We start from the raw sequence: 24,748 nt of genomic DNA, 5'->3' as shown, positions 1-24,748 counted from the left end.
AAACTAAAATATTAACAAAGGTCTCTTTGAGGAAAATAAATCTCAATTCCTCACCTGTTTTTTCAGTGAGGAAAATAAATCTCAATTCCTCACCTGTTTTTTCAGTGAGGAAAATAAAAAGTGAGGAGAAAAAATATTTTCTGGCTAGTAATCAGTTTTTCCCCACAAGCTGTGCTCATGCCCTCCAAGGCAATCTGTTTGCCCTGATACTTTAAAGTTTCACTTCCTTCCACTATCGGAAATGTATCTTCACATTTTGGGCAAACAACTAAATCACCTTTGCCTGCAACAGGAACGCCTTGATAAACATAACCATCAATAGCGGTGATCACTTTTCCTCCGTGATCAGTTGTATCATTTAACCGGATAACGGCTTTATTTGACATATTTATTTCTCCGCAATTTGCTACAATATTTCTATGTTATTGAAGCAATGTTTTCAAATAATCTTTGGCTTGTCTTTCCATTTCTATGATTAGTGAATCAGTATCAGAATAATATTGTTTGAATAACCTTGTGTTTAAGTGAGGAAAGAAAATATCCTGATCGAATTTATGGCCTAATAAAAACATTATTAGTGTTAAAAATGCTGAGTGATTGGCACTTTTTATGTCATACTGATTCTATTTTTCAACACTAAATTGGATAAGTTTCTTGATATTATCCTGTTTTATATATTGATATTTTAAAATTTAATGATACTGGTTTTCAAATGTTCATCTTGTTCGCCATGTACTTCATTCAAATATCGAGTGACTTCATAATAAAGCAGACTTGTCTTTTCTAATTGTCCAAGGTAGGAGTGATTATCAAGGATTGTTTTTATCCATGTGTATTGCGGGTCAGTCTGAAATTCTGTACCAAACAAAATAAGCAGATCAATATAAAACTGAACGGCACCGCGTTGATCAAAACCCTCATTTTTTGCTTTTTCTACAGCATCTTCCAGTGCTTTTCTTGAGCCATCTTTACCTAATTTTATATCAAGATAGGGATAGGATTCATTACAATGCACTACCAATTCATCAATATAAGCATTGAATGAATGTTTTTTTAGCCTATTCCATTGGTCTTCATTAAGTTATATTGTCATATTTATGATATCTCCGATCATAATAGATAACACTATAGCTGCTGGTGAAATATATTTTTCATCACATTGAAAATCCAGTAACTATAGTTTTTGAAATTTATTATTTATATGAATCAATCTTTCCTTCAAGATAATTTCTGTATGTCATGATGTTTTTGTATTTCAAGAACCTCATAACTTCCACTCTATTGGTTTATAATTTTGCAGACCTTTTTTAATCCTTCCGGTGTATTTCCTGTGCCCGGCAATATCCAAGAACCATTTGGCGCGATAGGGCCGCTGGCATTTTTTCTTGCATCCTTTCCTGTAAAATTGATGGAAAGGGTAGCAAGAATGAATAACGTTGGAAAGGACTGGCATCAGGCCGATATTATTGCTGCATTATGTAAACGTGGTACAACCTTAGTGTCAGTTTTTCGTGAAGCGGGACTTAGTTCATCAACATTAGCGAATGCACTTAGTAGGCAGTGGCCTAATACACATTTAATAAAAATGATTGTTCATTTAAAAAACACTGAAAACCACAAAACAAGTTTGCAAACTTTCAACTCAGTTTTGAGTGCCTTAAGGGGAGTTTGGGATTAAAATCGATTCCAGATATTCTGATCATGGCTAACGGGCGGTTTTAGTGGGTAAACTCGCCCGTTTAATATAATGGGTATTATTTTTTACCTAAAATGTAACAGTGTCGCAAAGTTGAAGCATCATTCTCTATCTCTATCAAATAAAAACGGATGAAAGACGCTACTTAGCACAATCAAATAAGTCCGTGTACCAAAATCACTCCGATACATAAAGGTCCGACATATCTCCATACAAACAGTAAACACTGACGGTTCCGCGATGACATATTATCCGGTATTAGTGCATTGACCTTACGTGACCAGCCAAATACGAGGCAAATGATAATCCCGAATAATGGCATCAGAACATTGGAAGTAATAAAGTCCAGCATGTCGAAGATGGATTTTCCGCCTAATGTGACGTGACTTAGAGGACCAAAAGATAAGGAAACAGGGATCCCCATTAACATAATCGATGCCGTGACTATTAAGCTTGTTTTACGACGCGTCCATTGAAAACGCCTCTGAACATAAGCAACAATGTGCTCAAGTAATGAAATCGATGAGGTCAGTGCGGCCATTAATAACAATAAAAAGAAAGTGACTGCTAAGATTGAGCCACCAGGAATACTGGCGAAATAAATTGGCATCGTCATAAACGTTAATCCGGGTCCCGCATTTGGTTTTAAGCCAGCAGCGGCCAAAGCAGGAAAAATCATCAGGCCAGCCAATATACAAACCAAACAGGAGAGGATTACAACCCAGATACTCGATTTACCAATACCTTTGTTATTAGGCAAATAGGAGCTGTACGTAATGTGGATACCCAAACCGATAGACAGTGAAAAAAATGCCAACCCTAACGCATCTAAAACACCTTTTCCGGTCAAGCTACTGAAGTCTGGGTATAAGAATAATTTCAGCCCTTCTGATGAGCCAGGTAAACGGATGCCGACAATAATTAACGCTATCATGATCAAGAATAACAGTGGCATCATGACCTTAACTGATTTTTCTAAACCTTTTTGCACACCAGATAATACTACGAAACAGGTTAGCCCTGAAAATGCCAGATGTGCAATTATCGGCCACCATGGATTGCTGATGAAATTGGTGAAAATAGATGTCAGTTGAGAGATGTCTGTAATATTCAGCTTCCCTGTACTCGCCATCACCGTGTAACCTATGGTCCAACCACCGACGACACTGTAAAAGCTATAGATACACCATGAACTGAATATACCTATAAAGCCAACCCACCCCCAGTGTTTACCAAGTAATTTTTTAAACGCATCAACGGCCACTTCACCCGTACTGCTTCCCAGTATGTTTTCAGCTAACAGAACCGCTAATCCAATCACAAAGCTAAACAATAAAAATACAACCAGAAATGCACCGCCACCATTTGTTGCTGAAACATACGAGAATTTCCAGATGGCACCAATGCCAACGGCAGATCCAGTTGCTGCTAATATGTGCCCCAGACGGGATGTCCATTGTTGACTCATGCTAACCCCCGAATAAATACAGTGTCAGCACATGTATCCAGGCCCAATGCCCAAATATTTTTAGATAATAAACGGTATGTCATAATAATTGTTAACTTATTGTTGTAAAAATAATTGTACATGTAATAGTAACTATCACAACTACTTGAGTTTCCACTGGCGAAACTGGATTCTGATTTAACAGTCAATGATAAGCATCATATTCACTGATACTCGCAAGATACAGAATGATAGTGGTAATAACAGCTAGAATCGCCAACAACTGCCCCCAAGTAAAACTGTTAAGTGCTAAAAGGTATGCACCAACGCTTCCCCGGTTACTTCACATGAACCTTTTGGGTAAGTGCAACAAGCGAACCTGATCCCATCAAGTACGCTCTGAGGATCTAAGGTGCCAGGTGCTGTTGACGTTTTGTGAGGAGTTATTGCACAGCATGATGATTTGGTATAATCGTTTTCGCCAAAAAATAACCAGACCTCACCATCATGCCGCGAACTATGTTAACAGATACACAATGGAAATTGCAGAGCCAGCTTAACCAGCTCTGCTTGTTTTTATACCCTATGAATCATCAGAATTGCCATTTAAAGCCCACGTTCATGCTATTGTCCTGATGGCTGCCGGACAACAACCCGCTATAGCCGAGCGTGAATGAGACATTATCACTTGCACTCATCTCTGCATTCGCTTTCAACACCACACCGTCACGGGAAACAGGAACACTACGGGTTACAAAAGTCGTGTTACTACCACGGAATGCCAGGCCCGTAGCGCGTTCACGTTCACCGTATTGATGCTGCCAGCCTAATTCCCCATTCAGGGCAATTGAAGAACCCCATGAAGTCTGCCAGTTATGGTTAGCACGCAATCCCAGTGTAGAGATTGTCGCTTCGGTATGTTGTTTATCACCGTGGAGTGCGGCAGCACCGCCGTTTTCGTTAATACCTTCATTGCGGAAATTGACATAAGCCAGATTAACGAAAGGTTCCAAATTCACCGCACCCGCTGGCAGATGATAAGCCAATTCCGCAGATAGTTGCGCTGTCCGGCCATTGTATTTCGTTTCTTCACGGTCATATTGACTGTCGTAGCTAACAGAACGTTGGGTGTCAATACGGTGCCAAGTGAACCCACCATTGGTACGCAGAACTAAATCACCAAACTGGCGATCACCGTAAAGCGCAAGGTGATAGTTATTGCTGTCAGCAGTGGCACTGTTACCACCATCCAGCGAAGTACGGGTGTAACCTGTCGCGATACCAAGACGGCTGTATTCATCCATGAGAGCATCCGCGCCCAGGAATACACCATAGTTGGATGCCTGATAGCCCGTCGCATTCTGTGTACCGGAAGCATGGCTCCATGCACCAAGCAATCTTACCCATGCGCCATTATCGTCTCCATGAATATCGGGCGATGATGAACGACCTTCAGCCTGACTCAACCGAGTATTCAACGTATCACGCAGATAGCGGCTATCATTAACCAACAAGGAAGCGATATCAGCATGAACTTGCCCATCGAGCTGACGAATGGCATGTCTGGCTTGTTCCGCAGAAGTACTGGTCAGAAGACTTTCGTAAACCGGGTTGCCAGCGCCGAGGGTATCAGCAGCCACAGCTATTGCACGTTCATTCTGTGTCTCAGTCACTGCCGCGAAAGCGGTGTCATTGCGTCCGACATGGAGAGTGACGTCACTGGGTTGATAAGACAAGCTCGTACCAAGGAACAAGTAATTCGGAACAACATGATCAAATCGACCGTTGATGTCCTGCTTCGCACTAAGAATAGTGTATTGCTGACCGGCTAAGCTTTGCACTTCGTTAAGGGAGAGCAAGTTATCCTTATTTTCAAGGAAAACAGAAACCTTGCCGCCATTGAGTTGTACATTTTTTTCAGCCTGAATGCGGTCACTGCGTCCATTGGAAGCGATTTCAACAGCATAATGAGAGCCGGGTTCAAAGGTCACTTTTTCAGTAGCCTTCAGCGTACCAATAGCCTCTTTACGCGGATCAATAGCCTTAAGCGGATCAATAGCCGTAAGCGGATTAATAGCGTTACCCGGTGCAACAGTACCGCCACTCTGGACATTAAGCATACCAACAGTACCATTTCCGCCAAGAATTCCGCTTTCCTGTACTGAAACAGTCGAGGAAATACTACCGCTGACGTTCAGTAACCCCTGTTTGACCAAGGTTGGGCCGGAATAGGTATTATTACCGCTAAGGATAAGCTTACCGCTCCCCTGTTTAGTCAACCCGCCATGACCGCTGATATCGTTGCTCCATATATCCCATTCACACAAACCACCATTACAGACGCGCTCGGTGGGTTTTCCTTTATCAAGCACAGCACCAGCCCCCGGGATATCAGCAATAAACTGGCCGTTACCGTAAGCGACTCCGTCAGGATCGGGAATGCGGAATTTTTCAGGAATATCTTCTGCGGTATAGAACATACCGGGGCCATTGATTGCCTTACCGAGGTTGATCAATCCCCAACCGTAAAGCTCATCAATCCCCTTTTCTCCCATATCTGTCGCTGTAGTACGAAGCACAGAAGCGACTTGAGCACCCGTCATATAGGGGAAACGCTCCATCAATACCGCAATACTGCCGCCAGCATATGGGGCCGCCATTGAAGTACCTCTGTAACTGGCGTAGTCGTTTTTCAAATCGTCCACCCCTGTTCCTGTGATAATTGAACTATATATATAACTGCCGGGTGCACTGACACAAAAGCTGGCGGTATAACCACAACGGGAAGCAAAATCACTGATGGTATAAGGTTCGCTATTGGTACTATTGGGATCTTTCTGCAAGCTGGTAACCGTTAACCAGTTTGGGGCGATGTCAGGGACAAACCATGCCAAGCCTGCGATGGCATCTGGATGCGTGTAGTTATAGCTATTACCGGCAGCAAAAATGGTCACAATCCCACTGCGTGCCGCATCAATGGCTCCCTGATATGCACCGCCCGGTTTTGTACCCAAAATGGGTTTGATTTCATCAAACTGCCTCTGGGCTTCTGCCAAGGTAAAATGAGGTCCATTCGGATATTTACCGTTATCCTCAAGCTTCTCATCAATACCAATACCCCAACTGTTGTTAATGATGCGAGCCCCACTGTTTATCAACGCATTCCAGCCCGCCTGATAAACACCGCCATCATTACCTAAGATGATGCCATCTTCCGGGCCGGGATCACCATTATCCGCACTGATTATTTGGGCGTTATAGGCCACGCCATGCATTTCTTTGCCATCTCGATTGGCTGCCGCAATACCCGCAACATGAACACCATGTGCCCCTAGTTTGCCGTATTTATCTTTGGTCGGGGTGCCATCATAAGTGAACTCGTCACCTCTCTTAACGTTAATATAGGGATCGGTATACTCGCGTATTCCAGAAGTAGTCAGGTTGATAACCTTATCTTTTCCTGCGAATTCAGGGTGGTTGGCATAAACCACCTGATCAAATATCCCCAGTTTGATTCCCTTACCGGTATAGCCTCTGGCATAAGCTTCGTCGGCATGAATAGCACCAAGCCCCCAGCTCTTCAAGAACTCACTGGTACGCCAACTAGCCGGATCACCTATTTTTCCCTTTTCAACATAGTCTTCCGCATAAGCTCCTGCACTGGCAGCAGCCAGACAGCAGGCGATAGCGTAGTGAAGTATACGGGGTTGGGTTTTGATGGATAAACGTGCGGTAGTCAGAGCACTTCGAGGTATTCTATATCGCTTCTTCATTTCAGTTACCATCCATTGTTGATTTGCCAAAATTACCAGTTCTTATGTTTTTTTATTGTGTAAGCGGGCAGGAACCATCAAAGATATAGTTTCCTAAGAACAGGGAAGGATTAAAAAGACATGCTGATTTTCAGGTTCTCATTAAAAAAATGTGTTTAATCAACGCCATCACCTGCACCCCCTAAACACCCATAAAATGCCATATTTTATTAACGTTTATTTATATATATTTTAAATGAAACATAACAAATAATATTATTTCGGAAAAAATAGCACAGTTATGTTTATGTTTCAGGGAGATGGCGTGATATTGATAGAGAGCATAAAAATGTGTAGGGCACTCGATTCAATTGGCGATAGAATGAGCAATCAAACGTACTTATCCGGCATCTCACCATGAAATCCTATATCGTGAAAATGGCTCTTCGGGGTATCAGTCCTATGGTTTGGCGGCGATTCAGGCTATCAGGCGAGACTTCTTTAGCGGCTTTTCATTATATCATCCAGATTGCTCAGGGATGGGGATATTGTTGTTGATGGTGGGACAACTTTGGGTAATTGAGTAAACATGCGGGCCATTCAAGGAGCACGACCGAATGCGAAGCAAATAGTGAATTGCAAACAAGCTGACACAATAGGTAGAAGCTATTAAACAAATCGAATATGGAATTAATTTGTGGGATTGATTCTAAACCCGCTGTATCTGACTTTAATGAGAGCGATAATCATTGGTTGTTTATAACTCCAAGTTCAGCCAAAATAAGCGCCAATCACGATTAACACGACGGATTTGACGGCGAAGTGCCAGCAGGAGGTGCTTCCCAAATGATATTAATCCGCATATAGACTAGAAGATCCCAATTGATGGCAAACTCCCCATTTCTGCAAGAAGTTGCGAAACGGCGCACCTTTGCAATAATTTCCCACCCCGATGCGGGTAAGACGACTATTACCGAAAAAGTATTACTGTTCGGACAGGCTATCCAGAAAGCGGGGACGGTAAAGGGCCGAGGTTCTAACCAACACGCAAAATCAGACTGGATGGAAATGGAAAAACAGCGTGGTATCTCCATTACTACTTCTGTGATGCAGTTTCCTTATAGCGATTGTCTGGTTAACTTGCTGGATACCCCGGGCCACGAAGACTTCTCCGAAGATACTTACCGTACTTTGACCGCCGTTGACTGTTGTTTAATGGTGATTGATGCTGCGAAAGGGGTTGAAGATCGTACCCGCAAGTTGATGGAAGTGACCCGTCTGCGTGATACGCCAATCCTGACATTCATGAACAAGCTCGACCGTGATATTCGTGATCCGATGGAGCTGATGGATGAAGTGGAAAATGAGCTGAACATCGCATGTAGCCCGATTACATGGCCGATCGGCTGTGGTAAGTCTTTCAAAGGGGTCTATCATCTTTACCTTGATGAAACTTATCTGTACCAATCTGGTCAGGGCCACACTATTCAGGAAGTCCGTGCTATCAAGGGATTGGACAATCCTGATCTGGATGCTGCGGTAGGTGAAGAGCTGGCGAATCAATTGCGCGAAGAGCTGGAACTGGTCAAAGGTGCATCTCATGAGTTTGATCAGGATGCCTTTTTACAAGGTGAACTCACGCCGGTCTTTTTTGGTACTGCGTTGGGTAACTTTGGTGTTGATCATATGTTGGATGGCCTTGTTGAATGGGCGCCGACTCCGATGCCTCGTCGGTCTGATGCACGTGAAGTGACAGCCAGTGAAGAGAAATTCACCGGTTTTGTCTTCAAAATTCAGGCTAACATGGACCCTAAACACCGCGACCGCGTGGCATTTTTGCGGGTTGTTTCCGGTAAATATGAAAAGGGAATGAAACTGCGTCAAGTCCGTATCAAGAAAGATGTCGTCATCTCTGATGCACTGACTTTTATGGCAGGAGATCGCTCTCATGTTGAGCATGCTTACCCGGGAGATATTATCGGCTTGCACAATCATGGCACAATCCAGATTGGTGATACCTTTACTCAGGGTGAAGAACTGAAATTTACCGGTATTCCTAACTTTGCGCCAGAATTGTTCCGTCGTATCCGTCTGCGTGATCCGTTAAAACAGAAGCAATTACTGAAAGGTCTGGTGCAATTATCAGAAGAAGGAGCGGTTCAGGTTTTCCGCCCACTGGGCAATAACGATTTGATCGTTGGGGCGGTAGGTGTGCTCCAGTTTGATGTTGTTGTTGCTCGTTTGAAGAGTGAATACAACGTTGAAGCACTGTATGAACCGGTTAACGTTTCTACGGCTCGTTGGGTCGAATGCAATGATGTGAAGAAATTAGAAGAGTTCAAACGTAAAAATGAAATGAACTTGGCACTCGATGGCGGTGATAACTTAACTTACATTGCGCCAACAATGGTTAACTTAAACCTGACCAGTGAACGCTATCCTGATGTCTCTTTCCGTAAGACACGGGAACACTAATATTTCTTTTGAGCCAACTATCCTGTTGGCTCTTTCTATTTTACTCATATTCCCTGCCTTTTTCTTAAGTTAAAGAATAATTCTCTGATTTAGTGAAAATATACGTTATTTTTTGTAAATCCCATTTTATCAGCACAGCCTAATTGACATACTGTTGGCAACGATTCTAGCTTAAATTAAAAAGGTGGTAGGATGAAAAATATCAAGTTTGTACATTCACTACTGGCTGTTGTTCTAGGCTCGGTATTGATCAGTGGTAGTGCTCTGGCTGCCGAAACCTCTCCGGGAAAAACTGTAGAGAGTACAGGGCAGAAAATTGATCGCTCAATAGAAAACACAGGGAAGAAAATAGATACTTCCATGCAGCACGCCGATGTTTATTTGGACGATAGCGCCATTACGGCAAAAGTGAAAGGGAAGTTGCTGGAACATAAAGGTATAAACAGTAATGACATTTCGGTGAAAACGGAAAAAGGTGTTGTTTACCTTTCGGGTTTTGTCAAAAACAAACATCAGGCAGCCAAAATAGCCAAAATTGCTCATGGAGTGAAAGGAGTTAAATCCGTGAAAAGCACGATAGAGATCAAAGAATAACGGATATATACCCAATGGATTTCAAGGTGAAGGGTATGAAACAGTAACTGAAATTATGAATAGAGTGGTGGTAATAAGCCACTCTTTTTACTTCTTTTCCTCAAATAAGATCCTATTAAATTGCGAGATTATCTCATAAGAATACTATTCACTGGCTGTATTTAGGTAACTTGCTAAGCTAATATTTATTTATCTATTGATGCGTTATTCTTAATCTTTTAACGAAACCATTACAAGTTGAGTTGTTTAAGCAACAATATCTTGATAGATATTTAGCATAAATGTGTTAGTCCATAGGGTTCATTGTTTTTAGAGGAGGAGAAGAGTGGGGAAACATATTCCAATAACGCTAGGTAATATAGAACCTTTAGCTTATAACTCCCAGATTAAGCCAGGGAAAATTGCCCTTGTTTGTGAAGGTGGTGGTCAACGAGGTATTTTTACCGCAGGTGTTTTGGATGAATTTCTCCGGCTTAATTTTAATCCCTTTGAATTATTTCTTGGGACATCTGCGGGAGCACAAAACCTCTCTGCCTATATTTGTGGTCAACCGGGTTATGCCCGTAGAGTGATCAATCGTTATACTACAGATCCCGCCTTTTTTAACCCTTTGCGTTTTGTTCGCGGTGGGCACTTGATCGATCTCGATTGGTATATTGATACTATCTCTGAGCAGTTACCACTTAATATTTCTACGGCAATGCGTCAATTTGATGCCGGACGCGAATTCTATATGTGTGCCTGTCGCGCTGATGATTTTAAAGCAGATTATTTGCATCCTGATGATAAAAACTGGATGAACATTGTGAAAGCCTCCAGTGCTATTCCCGGTTTTTATCGTAATGGTGTGACACTTGGTGATGTTATTTATCAAGATGGTGGTATTAGCGATGCGATACCTGTGCAAGAAGCCTATCGCCGTGGTGCAGATACGATTGTTGTTATCCGGACAGTGCCTTCACAACTGTATTATACGCCTCAATGGCTCAAGCGTATGGAGCGTTGGCTGGAAACCAGCAGCTTGCAAAAAATGGTGAAAATGCTCAATCTCCATGCACAGAGTTACCACCGGACACAGAAATTTATCGAGAATCCACCGGATGATGTACAAATTTTTGAAATTTATCCACCTGCCCCCCTGTCTGCTATGGCATTGGGAAGCCGAATCAGCGCACTAAATCAGGATTATCATTTAGGAAGGCGCTGTGGGCGGTATTTTTTGGCAACGATCGGGCATACCTTTGTGGGTGGAAAATTTGGCCACGCAGAACGTAAGAGTTATGGCGTGTGCCGCAGTGGTTTAAACAGTGATGGCATCAATCGTAATTGCTTCCGGCGAAACCATTTTCTGAATCATGCCAATCACTCAATAGTAGAGAATCTTGTACCTGATGTGATTGATAATGCACAGGCAACAGAGTCGATCATTGTGGATAGTCTGGATAAGTAGATGTTTATTGATACACATTGCCATTTTGATTTTCCTCCTTTTGCGGGTAATGAAACAACAAGTCTGGAACAAGCCAAACAAGTGGGCGTGGGAAAAATTATCGTGCCTTCGGTGAGCCAAATGAATTTCCAGAGAATTGCCACGCTGGCAGAGAATTATCCCTCAATCTATGCCGCTTTTGGCTTACATCCACTCTATATCCGTGAACATCAAAACGTGCATCTGGATGAGCTGGAGCGACAGCTACAGAAGAAAAGTGCCAAATGTGTGGCGGTAGGTGAGATTGGTCTGGATCTTCATATGCCGGAGCCACAGTTTGAAAAACAAAAAAATGTGTTGGAAGAACAAATAAAGCTAGCTAAGCAATATGATTTGCCTGTGATACTTCATTCCAGAAAAAGCCACGACCAATTAGCGGCAATCTTGCGGAAGCAGAATTTGCCACGCACCGGCGTGATTCATGGTTTTGCAGGGAGCCTGTCCCAGGCTCAGGCTTTTATTCGTTTGGGGTTTTACATTGGTGTTGGAGGAACGATTACTTACGAAAGGGCACAAAAGACACGTAATACCATTTCGCAATTACCGCTGTCATCTCTGGTATTGGAAACAGATGCACCTGACATGCCATTATCAGGATTTCAGGGACAGCCAAATCGGCCAGAAAGAGTCGCACAGGTTTTTTCAATATTGTGTGAATTGCGTCAAGAATCTCCAGATGAAATTGTCAACCAAATTTATCAGAATAGTGTAGCATTATTTACATTGAGTTAACTTTAATCAACAAAATGATAAAGATTCTTCAATCGTAGAAGTATACAATGCGTTTCAAATAAACATTAATAATGTTTAACTTATATTCCCTGCCTATTTATTCTTTATTTTAGCCTTTTCTCCATAAAATTATCTAATCCCACCGAAATTAGGTGGTTTTATGTGATGAATCTCTCATTTTGAGTTTTTATATTACTTTTTGCGGTATTAATTTGTGATGTTAGTTGCTTGTTCCTTTTGGGGACTAGGTATAATCGGCGCACACACTGTGTCAGTAGGAATTTAAGAATAGCTGACATATTTTTTTATTATTCATTCAGTGAACAGGGATTCTTCCAATGCAACTCCTTATGAGCCTGATCGGGATGGTAGTGCTGATTTTTATCGCAGTACTCTTTTCCAGTAACTATCGAGCCATTAAAATCCGTACCGTCCTAGGCGCCTTTTTGATTCAGGTTGCTATTGGGGCGTTTGTACTTTACGTACCGGCTGGCAAAGACATTCTGCAAGGAGTATCACAAGGCGTTTCCAACGTGATTGGATACGGTCAGAAAGGAACAGATTTTATTTTTGGCGGCCTGGTTTCCGACAAAATGTTTGAACTGTTCGGCGGCGGCGGCTTTGTTTTTGCTCTGCGTGTTCTGCCTGTCATCGTGTTCTTCTCCTCACTCATCGCGGTTCTGTATTACATGGGCATTATGCAGCTCATCATCAAAATATTGGGCGGTGGTTTGCAGAAAGTGTTGGGAACATCACGGACTGAATCTCTGTCTGCAACTGCGAATATTTTCGTAGGTCAAACGGAAGCGCCTTTGGTTGTTCGCCCTTATATTGCGACCATGACTCAATCTGAGTTGTTTGCTGTTATGTGCGGTGGCTTGGCTTCTGTAGCGGGTTCAGTATTGGCAGGATACGCATCCATGGGCGTTCCGCTGGAATACTTGATTGCCGCTTCATTCATGGCTGCGCCGGGCGGATTGCTGTTTGCAAAACTGATGGTGCCGGAAACAGAACAAACTCACGATACGGCTGATGCGATGTCACTGGTATCGGCGGAAGATCGCCCTGCAAATATCATTGATGCCGCCGCATCAGGTGCAGCATCAGGTATGCAACTGGCTCTGAACGTCGGCGCAATGTTGCTGGCATTCACCGCATTGATTGCTTTGCTGAATGGTATCTTAGGTGGCGTCGGCGGTTGGTTTGATTATCCTCAATTATCCATGGAACTGATTCTGGGTTGGGTTTTTGCTCCAATTGCCTATCTGATTGGTATTCCGTGGCATGAAGCGACTATCGCGGGTTCTTTCATTGGACAGAAGATAGTCGTCAATGAATTCGTCGCATTCATGAACTTTGGTGAATACCTGAAGGCAGATGATGTGGTTCAGGCAGCAGGTCTGCAAGTGCTTTCTGACCATACTAAAGCCATTATTGCCTTTGCTCTGTGCGGATTCGCGAACTTGTCTTCTGTTGCTATTCTGTTGGGTGGCTTGGGCGGTATGGCACCAAACCGTCGCGGTGATATTGCCCGTTTCGGCCTGAAAGCGGTACTGGCTGGTTCACTCTCTAACTTAATGAGTGCAACAATTGCCGGATTCTTCCTCGCATTATAAGACGCAGGAAATGGTAAGACGCTGAAAATGGTAAGACGCTAAAAATAGTAAGACGCAGGGAAACGCGTATCAAATTGAATGCAGGTGAGATATCTCACCTGCTTTTGTTTTTCCTGGGATTATTAAATGTGATCAAATTCACATTAAAATGTTTGTGATTGCAAATTGTATTTTGTTAATGTGATTTTCAGCACTAATTATTGATCATTTACATGTTCAAATAATGATACGCAAAAACTTTATGGATGAAGCTGATACCCGTAAGGTTATGCAGGCTGAAGAGAGCTAAGTGCAGAAAGATTGCACAAAAAATAGTGCGGAGAGAAGGAACTCTATTGTTGTTGTCGTCTATTATTATGATAGCAACATCTTCAAGGAACCAAGTCCGCTCGCCAACAAACGAATGTGTTAATGGTTAACAATAACCGTTCGTTCAAAATAATCGTACAAAAGAATATGTGAACTGATTCAGTCACGATAATAATACCGTTGGAGAGTTTTATGACCGATTTAACCGCCGCCGCTCAGCATGCGCTGAGTCTGATGGATTTAACGACACTTAATGATGATGATACAGATGAAAAAGTGACGGCACTTTGTCGTCAGGCAAACAGCCCTGCCGGACATACGGCTGCCGTCTGTATCTACCCACGTTTTATTCCCGTGGCGCGCAAAGTATTGCGTGAGCAGGGAACTCCCGACATTCGCATTGCCACGGTGACCAACTTCCCACACGGCAATGATGATATTGATATTGCACAGGCCGAAACCCGCGCAGCCATCGCTTATGGTGCTGATGAAGTGGATGTTGTTTTCCCTTACCGTGCATTGATGGCAGGTAATGAACAGATTGGTTTTGATCTGGTGAAAGCCTGTAAAACAGCCTGTGCAGAATCAGGCGTCTGGCTGAAAGTCATTATTGAAACCGGTGAATTAAAAGAAGCGGATCTGATTCGTAAGGCATCTGAAATTTCAATTAAAGCAGGTGCGGATTTTATCAAAACCTCAACAGGTAAAGTTCCCGTTAATGCGACACTGGAAAGTGCTGAAATTATGCTGAGTGTGATCCGTGATATGGGCGTCGGCGATACCGTTGGCTTTAAACCTGCGGGTGGTGTGCGTACTGCTGAAGAAGCGGCGCAGTATCTGGCACTGGCCGAACGTATTATGGGAGACAAATGGGTTGATTCCCGCCATTTCCGTTTTGGTGCTTCCAGCTTGTTGGGTAATTTGCTGACCACACTTGGGCATCAGGGACACAAGCAGAGCAGTGGTTATTGAGAGCAATAATGACTCATTAAATACACGTTAAGATTAAAGTGATGTGTATTACTGCCATTCTTTTCAGATAATAATGATTGGGAGGTAGCTTTGTTTCTGGCACAGGAAATTATTCGCAAAAAACGTGATGGTCATCCATTGAGTGAAGAAGAAATACGTTTCTTCATTAATGGCGTTCGTGATAACACGGTTTCTGAAGGGCAGATTGCTGCTCTGGCAATGACCATCTATTTCCATGATATGACAATGGAAGAACGTGTTGCTTTGACATTGGCAATGCGTGATTCTGGTACAGTTTTAGATTGGAAAACCCTGAACTTACCCGGGCCGATTGTCGATAAACATTCGACGGGCGGTGTGGGCGATGTTACTTCCCTGATGCTTGGCCCTATGGTGGCAGCTTGTGGAGGATATGTGCCGATGATCTCCGGGCGGGGTTTGGGGCATACCGGAGGAACGCTGGATAAATTAGAATCTATCCCCGGCTTTGACATCTTTCCAGATGAACAACGTTTCCGTAGCATTATTCAGGATGTTGGCGTCGCTATTATAGGGCAGACCAGCTCATTGGCACCTGCGGATAAACGTTTTTATGCGACGCGTGATATCACAGCGACCGTTGATTCTATTCCTTTGATTACTGCCTCGATCTTGGGTAAAAAGCTGGCCGAAGGATTGGATGCGTTGGTTATTGATGTGAAAGTTGGTTCCGGGGCACTTATGCCGACTTATGAACAATCAGAACGTCTGGCAGAGTCTATCGTCGAGGTAGCCAATGGTGCGGGGTGCAAAACAACCGCATTATTGACGGATATGAATCAGGTTCTGGCATCCAGTGCCGGTAATGCGTTGGAAGTTCGTGAAGCGGTCCGGTTTCTGACAGGCGAGTACCGTAATCCCCGGCTATTTGAGGTCACGATGGCGCTGTCTGCCGAAATGCTGGTGTCAGGCAATTTGGCAGCCGATCGTGAAGATGCGCGTCGTAAGTTACAAGCAGCATTGGACAGTGGCAAAGCGGCTGAAATATTCGGTCGCATGGTAGCAGCACAGAAAGGGCCAACGGATTTTGTTGAAAATTACGCCCGTTACCTGCCGACTGCGGAATTCAGCAAGCCAGTACTGGCCGGGCAGAATGGAATCATTGCAAAAATGGATGCCCGGGCGTTGGGAATGTCTGTTGTTGCATTGGGAGGAGGCCGTCGTAAGGCGACCGACCCTATAAATTACAGTGTGGGGTTAAGTGATATCGTTGCGCGGGGGACAAAAGTCAATGCAGATACCCCCTTGGCGATGATTCATGCCAATAGCGAAAATGCCTGGCATGAAGCCGCAGAAGCCGTGCGTAATGCCTTTGTTTTTGAAAAAACTGAAACAAAAGCCGCCACACCGATGGTTTACCGTCATATTGGTGGATAAACCACATAAGATTGAAAATCGATTTTAATAGCTGGCAGTTTCCGCATTGATAGCGTGAATTGACGCAGGAGAAAATTATGAAACGTACATTCATCATGGTATTAGATTCCTTTGGCATCGGTGCAAGTGCTGACGCTGAAAAGTTTGGTGACAAAGGATCTAATACTTTAGGCCATATCGCAGAACAATGTGCTCGTGGTGAGGCTGATATTGGTCGTAAAGGGCCATTACACCTGCCGAACCTCAGTCGTCTGGGATTGGGTAAGGCGACGGAAGAATCCTGTGGAACCTTTCCGATTGGTCTGGATAAAGATGCCGAAATTATTGGTGCTTATGGTTACGCGAGTGAACTTTCTTCTGGTAAAGACACGCCATCAGGCCACTGGGAAATTGCAGGCGTTCCGGTTCTGTTTGACTGGGGTTACTTCCATGACCAAGAAAACAGTTTCCCACCGGAATTACTGGATAAGCTGGTTGAGCGCGCTAACTTGCCGGGTTATCTGGGGAACTGTCACTCTTCCGGTACCGTGATTCTGGATAATCTGGGTGAAGAGCACATGAAAACCGGTAAGCCGATTTTCTATACCTCTGCGGATTCTGTTTTCCAGATTGCTTGCCATGAAGAGACCTTTGGTTTGGATCGCCTGTATGAGTTGTGTGAAATTGCCCGTGAAGAGCTGAATATTGGCGAATATAATATCGGGCGCGTTATTGCCCGCCCATTTGTGGGTGATAAAACAGGGAATTTCCAGCGTACCGGCAATCGCCATGACTTGGCGGTCGAACCACCAGCGCCAACCATCCTGAAAAAACTGGTTGATGAAAAGCAGGGTGAAGTGGTTTCCATCGGTAAAATTGCCGATATTTACGCGAATGTGGGTATCACTAAAAAGGTTAAAGCAACAGGCATTGATGCCCTGTTTGATGCTTCACTGATTGAAATGGAGCAGGCAGGGAATAACACCATCGTATTTACCAACTTTGTTGATTTTGACTCTTCTTACGGCCACCGCCGTGATGTTGCTGGTTATGCGGCTGCATTGGAATTGTTTGATCGTCGTCTGCCAGAAATGCTGAAATTGGTTAAAGAAGATGACATTCTGATTTTTACTGCCGACCACGGTTGTGACCCGACCTGGGCGGGAACTGATCACACTCGTGAACATATCCCGGTTCTGGTTTACGGACCTAACGTTAAAACAGGTTCATTAGGGCATCGTGAAACATTTGCCGACATTGGTCAGACAGTGGCGAAATATTTCGACCTGACGCCAATGGATTACGGTAAAGCGATGTTTTAATTTTTTTGGAGGCCATGGGCCTCCTCATTTTCACTTATTTTGATACGTAATAAAAACAAGGAAATAAACTTATGGCTACCCCACATATTAATGCTGAGATGGGCGATTTTGCTGATGTTGTTTTGATGCCAGGTGATCCACTGCGTGCAAAATACATCGCTGAAACTTTTCTGGAAGATGCTCGTCAGGTTAATAACGTTCGCGGTATGCTTGGCTTCACCGGAACTTATAAAGGCCGCCGCATCTCTGTTATGGGCCACGGCATGGGCATCCCATCTTGCTCTATCTATGCCAAAGAACTGATCACTGAATTCGGTGTTAAAAAAATCATCCGTATCGGCTCCTGTGGTGCTGTCAGTGAAGATGTCAAAATCCGTGATATTGTGATTGGCATGGGGGCATGTACCGATTCCAAAGTTAACCGCCTGCGTTTTAAAGATCACGATTTCGCAGCGATTGCTGATTTTGATCTGGTTCGCAATGCTGTTGATGCAGCCAAGGCGAAGAATATCAATGCTCGTGTAGGTAACATTTTCTCTGCTGATCTGTTTTATACGCCAGACCCTCAGATGTTTGATGTCATGGAAAAATACGGCATTCTGGGTGTTGAAATGGAAGCAGCAGGTATTTACGGTGTTGCTGCTGAGTTTGGTGCAAAAGCGCTGGCGATCTGTACTGTTTCTGACCATATTCGTACAGGCGAACAAACAACGGCTGAAGAGCGTCAAAATACATTTAACGACATGATTGAGATTGCACTTGAATCCATTTTGTTAGGTGATAATTAAAAAAACGTAAATAATTTTACCGTCTTATTAGAAAAAAATAAGCCCTTTCCATTATTGGAAAGGGCTTTTTATTTATAAAATATATTTTCCCTTTCCTATTTTGTTAATGATGGGTTAGGCAGATTTATTTAATAGTTATTTTATTCCGCAATAAATTGATTAAAAAATGGATAAAGCGAATAAATTTAACCAATTTAAAGTGGCATTTTTTTAAATTATACTGTTGATTGATAATTAGCTTGGTAATTATACTTACCAGATAAATGTTTTGTGTTTATTTTGGCTTAAACAATAAGATTGATAATAAAAACTAAATATTATGGTTATGACGAGATAATAAAACACCCCTGCTTTTCAGAAAGATAAAATAGAGCAATAAAGCAACACCAATTAAGATACTAAATTACTAAACATTGCTCGATATAACTCAGGGGAATAATCCAAAATAAAAAAATTATTAGTAAAATATTCTACTCATTATGCGTACTTTTTTATAAAAACTCATATTTCATATGATGTTAAGGCACATAACCAGTTTTATCGGCTGAAATTTGACTTAAGACTTATTCTGTAGAATGATATTGTCAGTTTGGTTTATTTTGACCGGTTATGATTTCTGTCAAAAAACTAAATAATCATTCGCCTAAGTGTCAGAAATTAATTTCTGTGCTTCGGCTTCCTTTTGGCTATCAGAATCTATTTTACAATTAAAGGCATAAGTTAAATTATGAAACTTAACAAATTGGCGATGGTTTTAGGTTTGGGTGTGGCTTTAACTGCTGGCGCGGCAAATGCAGCACCTACTCAAGGTAACGGCACAGTCAAATTCAATGGTTCTATTATTAATTCAGTGTGTTCAATCAAAAATAATAATATTGAAGTTGAAATGGGCCAAGTGAGCAACATTGTTCTGAAAGATGGTGGTCACTCAGCTTCTGTGCCTTTCAAGATTGAACTACAAGGTTGTGAGCTTGGCGTTAAAAAAGGCGTAACCACAACGTTCACCGGCCCAGAAGCTGACGGTAATATCAAAGGCTTGTTGGCTATTGAAGGTGGTGCAGAAGGTGCTGGTATCATGATTACTAATCATGGTAACAAGCATATTCCTCTGGGCCAGGCATCTGAATTGATGTCTCTGCAAGATGGCGACAATAACCTGAATTTCGCTGCACGCCTGAAAGGTTTGCAGGGTGGTACTGAAGGTAAAGACATTACAGTGAAAACAGGTAACTTTACTGCTATCGCAAACTTCACTTTGAACTACCTGTAATATTCCGAACTGACAGGTAGTTTTTATTAGTTGAATATCAGGAAACCAATCGCGATTTCTATTATGAGTTTCCTGATGATACTTTCAGGGTATTTCTTGAATATCACGTGTTAGCAGTATGGTATTACAATATTCTGTAATGAAATCGGCTTTATTGATATAAATCAATATTACGATCCATTGAGTAGGCAGAATGTGCCATTAACGAAATGAACCCTATATGAGGTAAATTGAAATACCCTGTTTTATTTAATCTACGGTGTTCTCTATTGGCTGTATTAGGAAAATAAAATTTTTTGCCATTCGAAATTAATTTTTGATGGCATACCGGTGGTGACATGTTTTCTCTATTCCCCGCAGTACGGTTAAGCCAGTAAAGCATAAACAGAGAACGTAACTATTACGGATACAAGCAGGACATGTGGCTACCTCTGCAACCTCAGTATTGGTCATATTCCTCAATTTAGAACGATGAATTTTAATGATGCCATGTAGTTGGTGAGAACGCCTACACACTGACAGACTTGGCAGTATCAAACAGCGGCTAGATTCAAATTGGATTATTAACGATTCATTGTTTAGAGGATGCTATGGCTTTGTTTTCAGTTTCTATGAATCATGTTTCTTCATCTTTTAATAAAAAAACGAACAGTAATAGAAAAAACACCTTTAATAAAAACAGATTGGTTAATAAAAAGAAGATAGTTAATAAAATAAAAACAGGCCATTTACTCTACGGAATCAAACCGCTTTCTGCTCTGATACTGTTTGCAGTATCGGGTATTCAGGCAGGTTATTCTAAGCCAGCAATTGAATTCAATACCGATGCGCTGGATATCGGTGAACGTGCCAATATTGATTTGGATAAGTTCGCACGCGCAGGTTATATCATGCCGGGTAACTATATAATGGGTGTCCGGGTGAATAAAAATGAATTTCCGGAGATGTATTCTGTCAATTTTATTGCACCACCTGATGATCCGAAAGGCAGTGAAGCCTGTATATCCCCCGAATTAGTGAAACAAATCGCACTGAAACCGGAGTGGGTAGAAAAATTGGGTTGGCAGAATGAGGGGAAATGTCTCGACCTCAATACCTTGCCGGGCGTATCGGCCAGGGGTGATTTAGCCACTTACACGCTGTATTTAATCATCCCTAAAATCTATTTGGAATATGACTTGCAGGACTGGGATCCACCTTCCCGTTGGGATAATGGAATCCCCGGATTGCTATTTGACTATAACCTTAATGCACAAACATCCAAACCTAACCACGGTAGCAGTAACCAACAGGTAAGCGCTATCGGAACCGCGGGTATGAATGCCGGCGCGTGGCGTTTTCGCGCTGATTGGCAGGCCAGATATAATCGTTTTAAAACCGAGGATGATAAATCAAATAACTTGGGTAGGAATAGCTCTGGCCGGAATAATTCTACGGGAAGAGAGCGTGAGTGGGACTGGAGCCGTTATTACGCGTATCGTGCACTCCCTCGTTTGGAAGCGAAATTAACATTGGGTGAGGATTATCTCAATTCCAACATTTTCGATAGCTTCCGCTATACCGGTGTCAGTTTGGTGACAGATGAAAATATGCTGCCACCGAATTTGCGCGGATATGCGCCTGAAGTCACAGGTGTGGCGCGGACTAATGCCAAGGTGACGATTAGCCAACTGGGAAGAGTATTATATGAAACTCAGGTCGCTTCTGGCCCATTCCGTATTCAGGATCTGCGTGATGCTGTGTCAGGAACGCTGGATGTCAGAGTTGAAGAGCAGGACGGCAGCATCCAGCAATTTCAGGTCAACACAGCAACTATTCCCTACCTGACACGTCCCGGACGTGTGCAGTACAAATTAGTTGGTGGTCAATCGACTAATGATAAGCACCGTCGTGAAGGGCCAGCGTTTGGTTTGGGGGAATTCTCTTGGGGAATTAATAACGGTTGGTCACTGTATGGCGGTCTTTTGGCGGCGGGAGACTATAACGCCTTGTCATTGGGGGTCGGCCGTGACTTGATGATGTTTGGTGCGCTGTCTTTTGACGTAACAGAATCAAGGGCAAGATTACCGGGAGAGCATAAAACGCTGGCAGGTGGCTCTTATCGTCTCAGTTATTCGAAACGTTTTGATCAATACAACAGCCAAGTGACATTTGCCGGATATCGTTTCTCTGAACGTAATTTCATGAATATGGGGCAGTATATTGATCGTCGCTATCGGAATGTTTCTTCTGATAGTGGCAAAGAGCTGTATACCATCATTTTCAATAAACAATTTATAGATATCGGTTTGAGTGCTCACCTTAACTATAGCCATCAAACCTACTGGAATCGGCCAACAAATGATCGTTATAACGTCTCCTTATCCAAATACGTAGATATTGGACGTTATAAAAATATCAGTGTCAGCCTATCAGCCTACCGCAACAATTTTGACAATAAAAAAGATGACGGCATGTACCTGAATCTTTCCGTTCCGTGGGGAGATAGTGGCACTTTCAGTTATAGCGGAATGCTTAACCGTCAAGGCAACTCTCATATGGTTGGCTACTATGGCCGCATTGATGATCGCAATAACTACCGTATTTCGGCGGGTACCAATATGAGCGGCAGGGCATTAGCGGATGGTTATTACACTCACTATGGTGACAAGGCACTGTTGACTGCCAGCGCCAGTTATCAGGATGGCGGCAATACCACGGCTGCACTTGGCCTACAAGGTGGCGTGACTGTAACCGCAAATGGGGCCGCACTGCACCGTATTAACATGCCGGGTGCAACACGTCTGATGGTAGATGCAGAAGGTATCAGCAATGTACCTATCCGAGGATTCGGTTCGGCCGTTTATACCAACTATTTTGGTAAAGCAGTGCTGGTTGATGTGAACAACTATTACCGTAATACGGCAAATATTGACTTAGATAACTTGCCAGATGATGTAGAGGCACTGCGCTCTGTCCAGCAGGCAACATTGACAGAAGGTGCGATTGGTTATCGCAAATTCCAGGTTGTGTCTGGGATTAAAGCGATGACGATTATCCAGCAGCCTGACGGTTCATTCCCACCGTTTGGTGCCTCTGTCTTGAATGCCGCTCAGCGTGAAATCGGCATTGTCAGTGATGATGGATACGCTTACCTGAGCGGAATTAATCAGGGTGAAAAATTGACAGTACATTGGAATGGGCGTGCCCAGTGTGAGATTACCGTACCAGATGATATTGCCGCAGAATCTTTGTCTGCAATTTTGTTGCCTTGTCAGTTTTTAAAAGGCGAGGATAAGTAAAATGTAATGAAACGGTCCGTAAAATCTGTCTTAAATAGCGTATTATATTGCTTTTTTGACGCGGGAAGTGCTGCCTTTGGTTAGCACAGCAGTATAAACCTGAGCTTCTTTTGAGCATGAGCAAATAACACTATGAAACTGAAAAAAATGCTAATGATAACTGCCATGACACTGATTGGTTTGATGTCAGTTCATCAGGCAATGGCAGCAATAACGTTGGATCGTACCCGAGTCATTTTTAATGGGGATGTGAAGTCCGTTAGCCTTAACGTCGAAAATCAACATCTTGATTTGCCTTATTTGGCACAGTCATGGATTGAAGATGAAAAGGGAAATAAGATCAATGGCCCACTTATCGTTGTTCCGCCTGTACAGCGTATTGAAGCGGGATCAAAGAGTCAGGTTAAGATTCAAACATTGCCGACAATCGCTCAACTGCCACAAGATAGAGAGAGCTTGTTCTATTTCAATGTTCGCGAAATTCCACCACGCAGTGAGAAGCCTAATGTATTGCAGCTAGCTGTACAGACGCGCATCAAATTGTTCTACCGTCCTGAAGCTGTCATCGCACGTCGTATTGATATTGATAACCCGTGGCAGGAAAAACTCACTCTAACCCGTGAAGGAAATCAGTATCTAGTGAATAACCCAACACCTTATTACGTCACTATTTCAGAAGCATCGAACAAATTGGATGGTAAGAGTGTAGAGGGTTTTCAGCCTGTTATGTTAGCGCCCAGAAGCAGCGAAAAACTGGGTGGAACAATCAGTTCATTGGGGAATACGCCGATACTGACCTATGTCAATGATTATGGTGGTCATCCACAGTTAACATTTAATTGTAGTGGCAATACCTGTACGGTGAAAAAAATCGTCACTGAAGGAAGCTGATTAAATTAAGTTGCATAGGTGATGTCCCATCAATAGTAAATAGCGACGACATTGGTGGGCATTAATACAGAACTAGCCGGAACGAGATGAGTTTCTTTCGATAAATAATTGGATAAATGTAGGGTAATAATAATGAGTCCGTTAAGCATCAAATTATCCAAATATGTACTGACAGGGTTGTTTCTTTTGGGCATTAACAGCCAGCCAATTGCGTATGCACAAGATAACCTGCGTCAAGATGTCAAAATTACGTTCACTGTACTTGCTCCGACTTGTTCGATTAAGACAGAAGATCAAAATATAGAAGTAAATTTCGGAACTATTTCTAACAGGGATCTTTATCAGAAACATCGTACAGAAAACCAACGGTTTAATCTTCGTCTGGAGAATTGTGATCCTCGTGTCACAAAACGCCTAAAAATTAAGTTCGCAGGAGAATCCAGCAAAGAATTGCCGGGATTATTAGCGATTAGATCTACCGCTGGTAAGGGGGGAGTAGCTATTGGAATGGAAACAACCGATGGTACACCGATACCATTTAATAAAACCAGTGAATTCCCGTTATTAGCTGATAGCAGAAATAATGTGATCCCATTCCGGGCATATATACAAGCCGAACCTAGCGCTCTTCAGGAGAAAAAGATTGGTATTGGTCGATTTACTGCAATCGCGGCTTTTGAAGTTAACTACGACTAGTCATGCTGACTGGTTTTTCATCC

At 42.9% G+C, this 24,748-nt stretch carries 18 protein-coding genes and 1 pseudogene; 15 read left to right on the top strand and 4 right to left on the bottom strand.

Going from position 1 to position 24,748, the window contains the following annotated elements; translation table 11 throughout:
- Positions 1–101: 101 nt before the first annotated feature.
- Both Xenpb_RS00595 and Xenpb_RS19800 read right to left on the bottom strand, forming a co-directional pair.
- Entirely contained in the window at positions 102–386 is a 285-nt protein-coding gene (locus tag Xenpb_RS00595) for a PAAR domain-containing protein (RefSeq protein ID WP_187652624.1), read from the bottom strand.
- 299 nt (positions 387–685) lie between these two features.
- The gene (locus Xenpb_RS19800) at positions 686–1,015 is read right to left on the bottom strand and encodes a hypothetical protein (RefSeq protein ID WP_255522977.1); all 330 of its coding nucleotides are present in this window, start codon (positions 1,013–1,015) and stop codon (positions 686–688) included.
- Between the two features lie 411 nt (positions 1,016–1,426).
- On the opposite strand from Xenpb_RS19800, the pseudogene Xenpb_RS19795 reads away from it, so the two are divergent.
- Positions 1,427–1,567 (top strand): annotated as a pseudogene (locus Xenpb_RS19795) (helix-turn-helix domain-containing protein); the annotation flags it as partial.
- Positions 1,568–1,850: 283 nt separating this feature from the next.
- Here Xenpb_RS19795 and Xenpb_RS00580 read toward each other — a convergent pair.
- Complete coding sequence (locus Xenpb_RS00580) at positions 1,851–3,164, bottom strand: sodium-dependent transporter (protein ID WP_187652623.1); 1,314 nt, start codon at positions 3,162–3,164, stop codon at positions 1,851–1,853.
- A 572-nt stretch (positions 3,165–3,736) separates the two neighbouring features.
- On the bottom strand, positions 3,737–6,916 hold the full coding sequence (locus tag Xenpb_RS00575; protein WP_187652622.1) for an autotransporter outer membrane beta-barrel domain-containing protein: 3,180 nt from the start codon (positions 6,914–6,916) through the stop codon (positions 3,737–3,739).
- A gap of 396 nt (positions 6,917–7,312) precedes the next feature.
- On the opposite strand from Xenpb_RS00575, the gene Xenpb_RS00570 reads away from it, so the two are divergent.
- From Xenpb_RS00570 to Xenpb_RS00505, 14 genes are all read left to right on the top strand, one after another.
- Entirely contained in the window at positions 7,313–7,453 is a 141-nt protein-coding gene (locus tag Xenpb_RS00570) for a hypothetical protein (RefSeq protein ID WP_187652621.1), read from the top strand.
- 327 nt (positions 7,454–7,780) lie between these two features.
- Complete coding sequence (gene prfC / locus Xenpb_RS00565; RefSeq protein ID WP_187652620.1) at positions 7,781–9,370, top strand: peptide chain release factor 3; 1,590 nt, start codon at positions 7,781–7,783, stop codon at positions 9,368–9,370.
- Positions 9,371–9,562: 192 nt separating this feature from the next.
- The gene (locus Xenpb_RS00560) at positions 9,563–9,964 is read left to right on the top strand and encodes a BON domain-containing protein (protein ID WP_187652619.1); all 402 of its coding nucleotides are present in this window, start codon (positions 9,563–9,565) and stop codon (positions 9,962–9,964) included.
- A 325-nt stretch (positions 9,965–10,289) separates the two neighbouring features.
- Positions 10,290–11,414: a DUF6363 domain-containing protein gene (locus Xenpb_RS00555; RefSeq protein WP_187652618.1), complete on the top strand. Its 1,125-nt coding sequence runs from the start codon at positions 10,290–10,292 to the stop codon at positions 11,412–11,414.
- On the top strand, positions 11,415–12,185 hold the full coding sequence (locus Xenpb_RS00550; RefSeq protein ID WP_187652617.1) for a TatD family hydrolase: 771 nt from the start codon (positions 11,415–11,417) through the stop codon (positions 12,183–12,185).
- Between the two features lie 350 nt (positions 12,186–12,535).
- Positions 12,536–13,801, top strand: a complete 1,266-nt coding sequence (locus Xenpb_RS00545; RefSeq protein ID WP_187652835.1) for a NupC/NupG family nucleoside CNT transporter — start codon at positions 12,536–12,538, stop codon at positions 13,799–13,801.
- Between the two features lie 501 nt (positions 13,802–14,302).
- Entirely contained in the window at positions 14,303–15,082 is a 780-nt protein-coding gene (gene deoC, locus Xenpb_RS00540; RefSeq protein WP_187652616.1) for a deoxyribose-phosphate aldolase, read from the top strand.
- A 90-nt stretch (positions 15,083–15,172) separates the two neighbouring features.
- Positions 15,173–16,498 carry a thymidine phosphorylase gene (deoA, locus tag Xenpb_RS00535; protein ID WP_187652615.1) on the top strand — a complete coding sequence of 442 codons (1,326 nt, stop codon included), beginning with the start codon at positions 15,173–15,175 and terminating at the stop codon, positions 16,496–16,498.
- A 77-nt stretch (positions 16,499–16,575) separates the two neighbouring features.
- On the top strand, positions 16,576–17,799 hold the full coding sequence (gene deoB, locus Xenpb_RS00530; RefSeq protein ID WP_187652614.1) for a phosphopentomutase: 1,224 nt from the start codon (positions 16,576–16,578) through the stop codon (positions 17,797–17,799).
- A 71-nt stretch (positions 17,800–17,870) separates the two neighbouring features.
- Entirely contained in the window at positions 17,871–18,587 is a 717-nt protein-coding gene (gene deoD / locus Xenpb_RS00525; RefSeq protein ID WP_187652613.1) for a purine-nucleoside phosphorylase, read from the top strand.
- A 727-nt stretch (positions 18,588–19,314) separates the two neighbouring features.
- Complete coding sequence (locus Xenpb_RS00520) at positions 19,315–19,857, top strand: fimbrial protein (protein WP_187652612.1); 543 nt, start codon at positions 19,315–19,317, stop codon at positions 19,855–19,857.
- Positions 19,858–20,447: 590 nt separating this feature from the next.
- Positions 20,448–23,138, top strand: a complete 2,691-nt coding sequence (locus Xenpb_RS00515) for an outer membrane usher protein (RefSeq protein ID WP_222942829.1) — start codon at positions 20,448–20,450, stop codon at positions 23,136–23,138.
- Between the two features lie 132 nt (positions 23,139–23,270).
- On the top strand, positions 23,271–24,029 hold the full coding sequence (locus Xenpb_RS00510) for a fimbria/pilus periplasmic chaperone (RefSeq protein WP_187652611.1): 759 nt from the start codon (positions 23,271–23,273) through the stop codon (positions 24,027–24,029).
- Positions 24,030–24,161: 132 nt separating this feature from the next.
- Positions 24,162–24,725 (top strand): fimbrial protein, encoded by a 564-nt coding sequence (locus tag Xenpb_RS00505; protein WP_187652610.1) that lies wholly within the window; start codon positions 24,162–24,164, stop codon positions 24,723–24,725.
- Positions 24,726–24,748 lie beyond the last annotated feature (23 nt).

The organism is Xenorhabdus sp. PB62.4 (assembly GCF_014467285.1).
Taxonomy (GTDB): Bacteria; Pseudomonadota; Gammaproteobacteria; order Enterobacterales; family Enterobacteriaceae; genus Xenorhabdus.
The sequence above is the reverse complement of the archived record's forward strand: the minus strand, read 5'-3'. Positions and strand labels throughout refer to the sequence as shown.

Bases quoted from the DNA above. Each gene is read 5' to 3' on its own strand.
- deoB (WP_187652614.1), top strand. From the start codon at position 16,576: ATGAAACGTACATTCATCATGGTATTAGATTCCTTTGGCATCGGTGCA.
- Xenpb_RS00575 (WP_187652622.1), bottom strand. From the start codon at position 6,916: ATGAAGAAGCGATATAGAATACCTCGAAGTGCTCTGACTACCGCACGT.
- Xenpb_RS00510 (WP_187652611.1), top strand. From the start codon at position 23,271: ATGAAACTGAAAAAAATGCTAATGATAACTGCCATGACACTGATTGGT.
- deoC (WP_187652616.1), top strand. From the start codon at position 14,303: ATGACCGATTTAACCGCCGCCGCTCAGCATGCGCTGAGTCTGATGGAT.
- Xenpb_RS00570 (WP_187652621.1), top strand. From the start codon at position 7,313: ATGAAATCCTATATCGTGAAAATGGCTCTTCGGGGTATCAGTCCTATG.
- Xenpb_RS00515 (WP_222942829.1), top strand. From the start codon at position 20,448: ATGGCTTTGTTTTCAGTTTCTATGAATCATGTTTCTTCATCTTTTAAT.
- Xenpb_RS00545 (WP_187652835.1), top strand. From the start codon at position 12,536: ATGAGCCTGATCGGGATGGTAGTGCTGATTTTTATCGCAGTACTCTTT.
- deoD (WP_187652613.1), top strand. From the start codon at position 17,871: ATGGCTACCCCACATATTAATGCTGAGATGGGCGATTTTGCTGATGTT.
- Xenpb_RS00550 (WP_187652617.1), top strand. From the start codon at position 11,415: ATGTTTATTGATACACATTGCCATTTTGATTTTCCTCCTTTTGCGGGT.
- Xenpb_RS00595 (WP_187652624.1), bottom strand. From the start codon at position 386: ATGTCAAATAAAGCCGTTATCCGGTTAAATGATACAACTGATCACGGA.
- Xenpb_RS00520 (WP_187652612.1), top strand. From the start codon at position 19,315: ATGAAACTTAACAAATTGGCGATGGTTTTAGGTTTGGGTGTGGCTTTA.
- Xenpb_RS00560 (WP_187652619.1), top strand. From the start codon at position 9,563: ATGAAAAATATCAAGTTTGTACATTCACTACTGGCTGTTGTTCTAGGC.
- Xenpb_RS00580 (WP_187652623.1), bottom strand. From the start codon at position 3,164: ATGAGTCAACAATGGACATCCCGTCTGGGGCACATATTAGCAGCAACT.
- prfC (WP_187652620.1), top strand. From the start codon at position 7,781: ATGGCAAACTCCCCATTTCTGCAAGAAGTTGCGAAACGGCGCACCTTT.
- Xenpb_RS00505 (WP_187652610.1), top strand. From the start codon at position 24,162: ATGAGTCCGTTAAGCATCAAATTATCCAAATATGTACTGACAGGGTTG.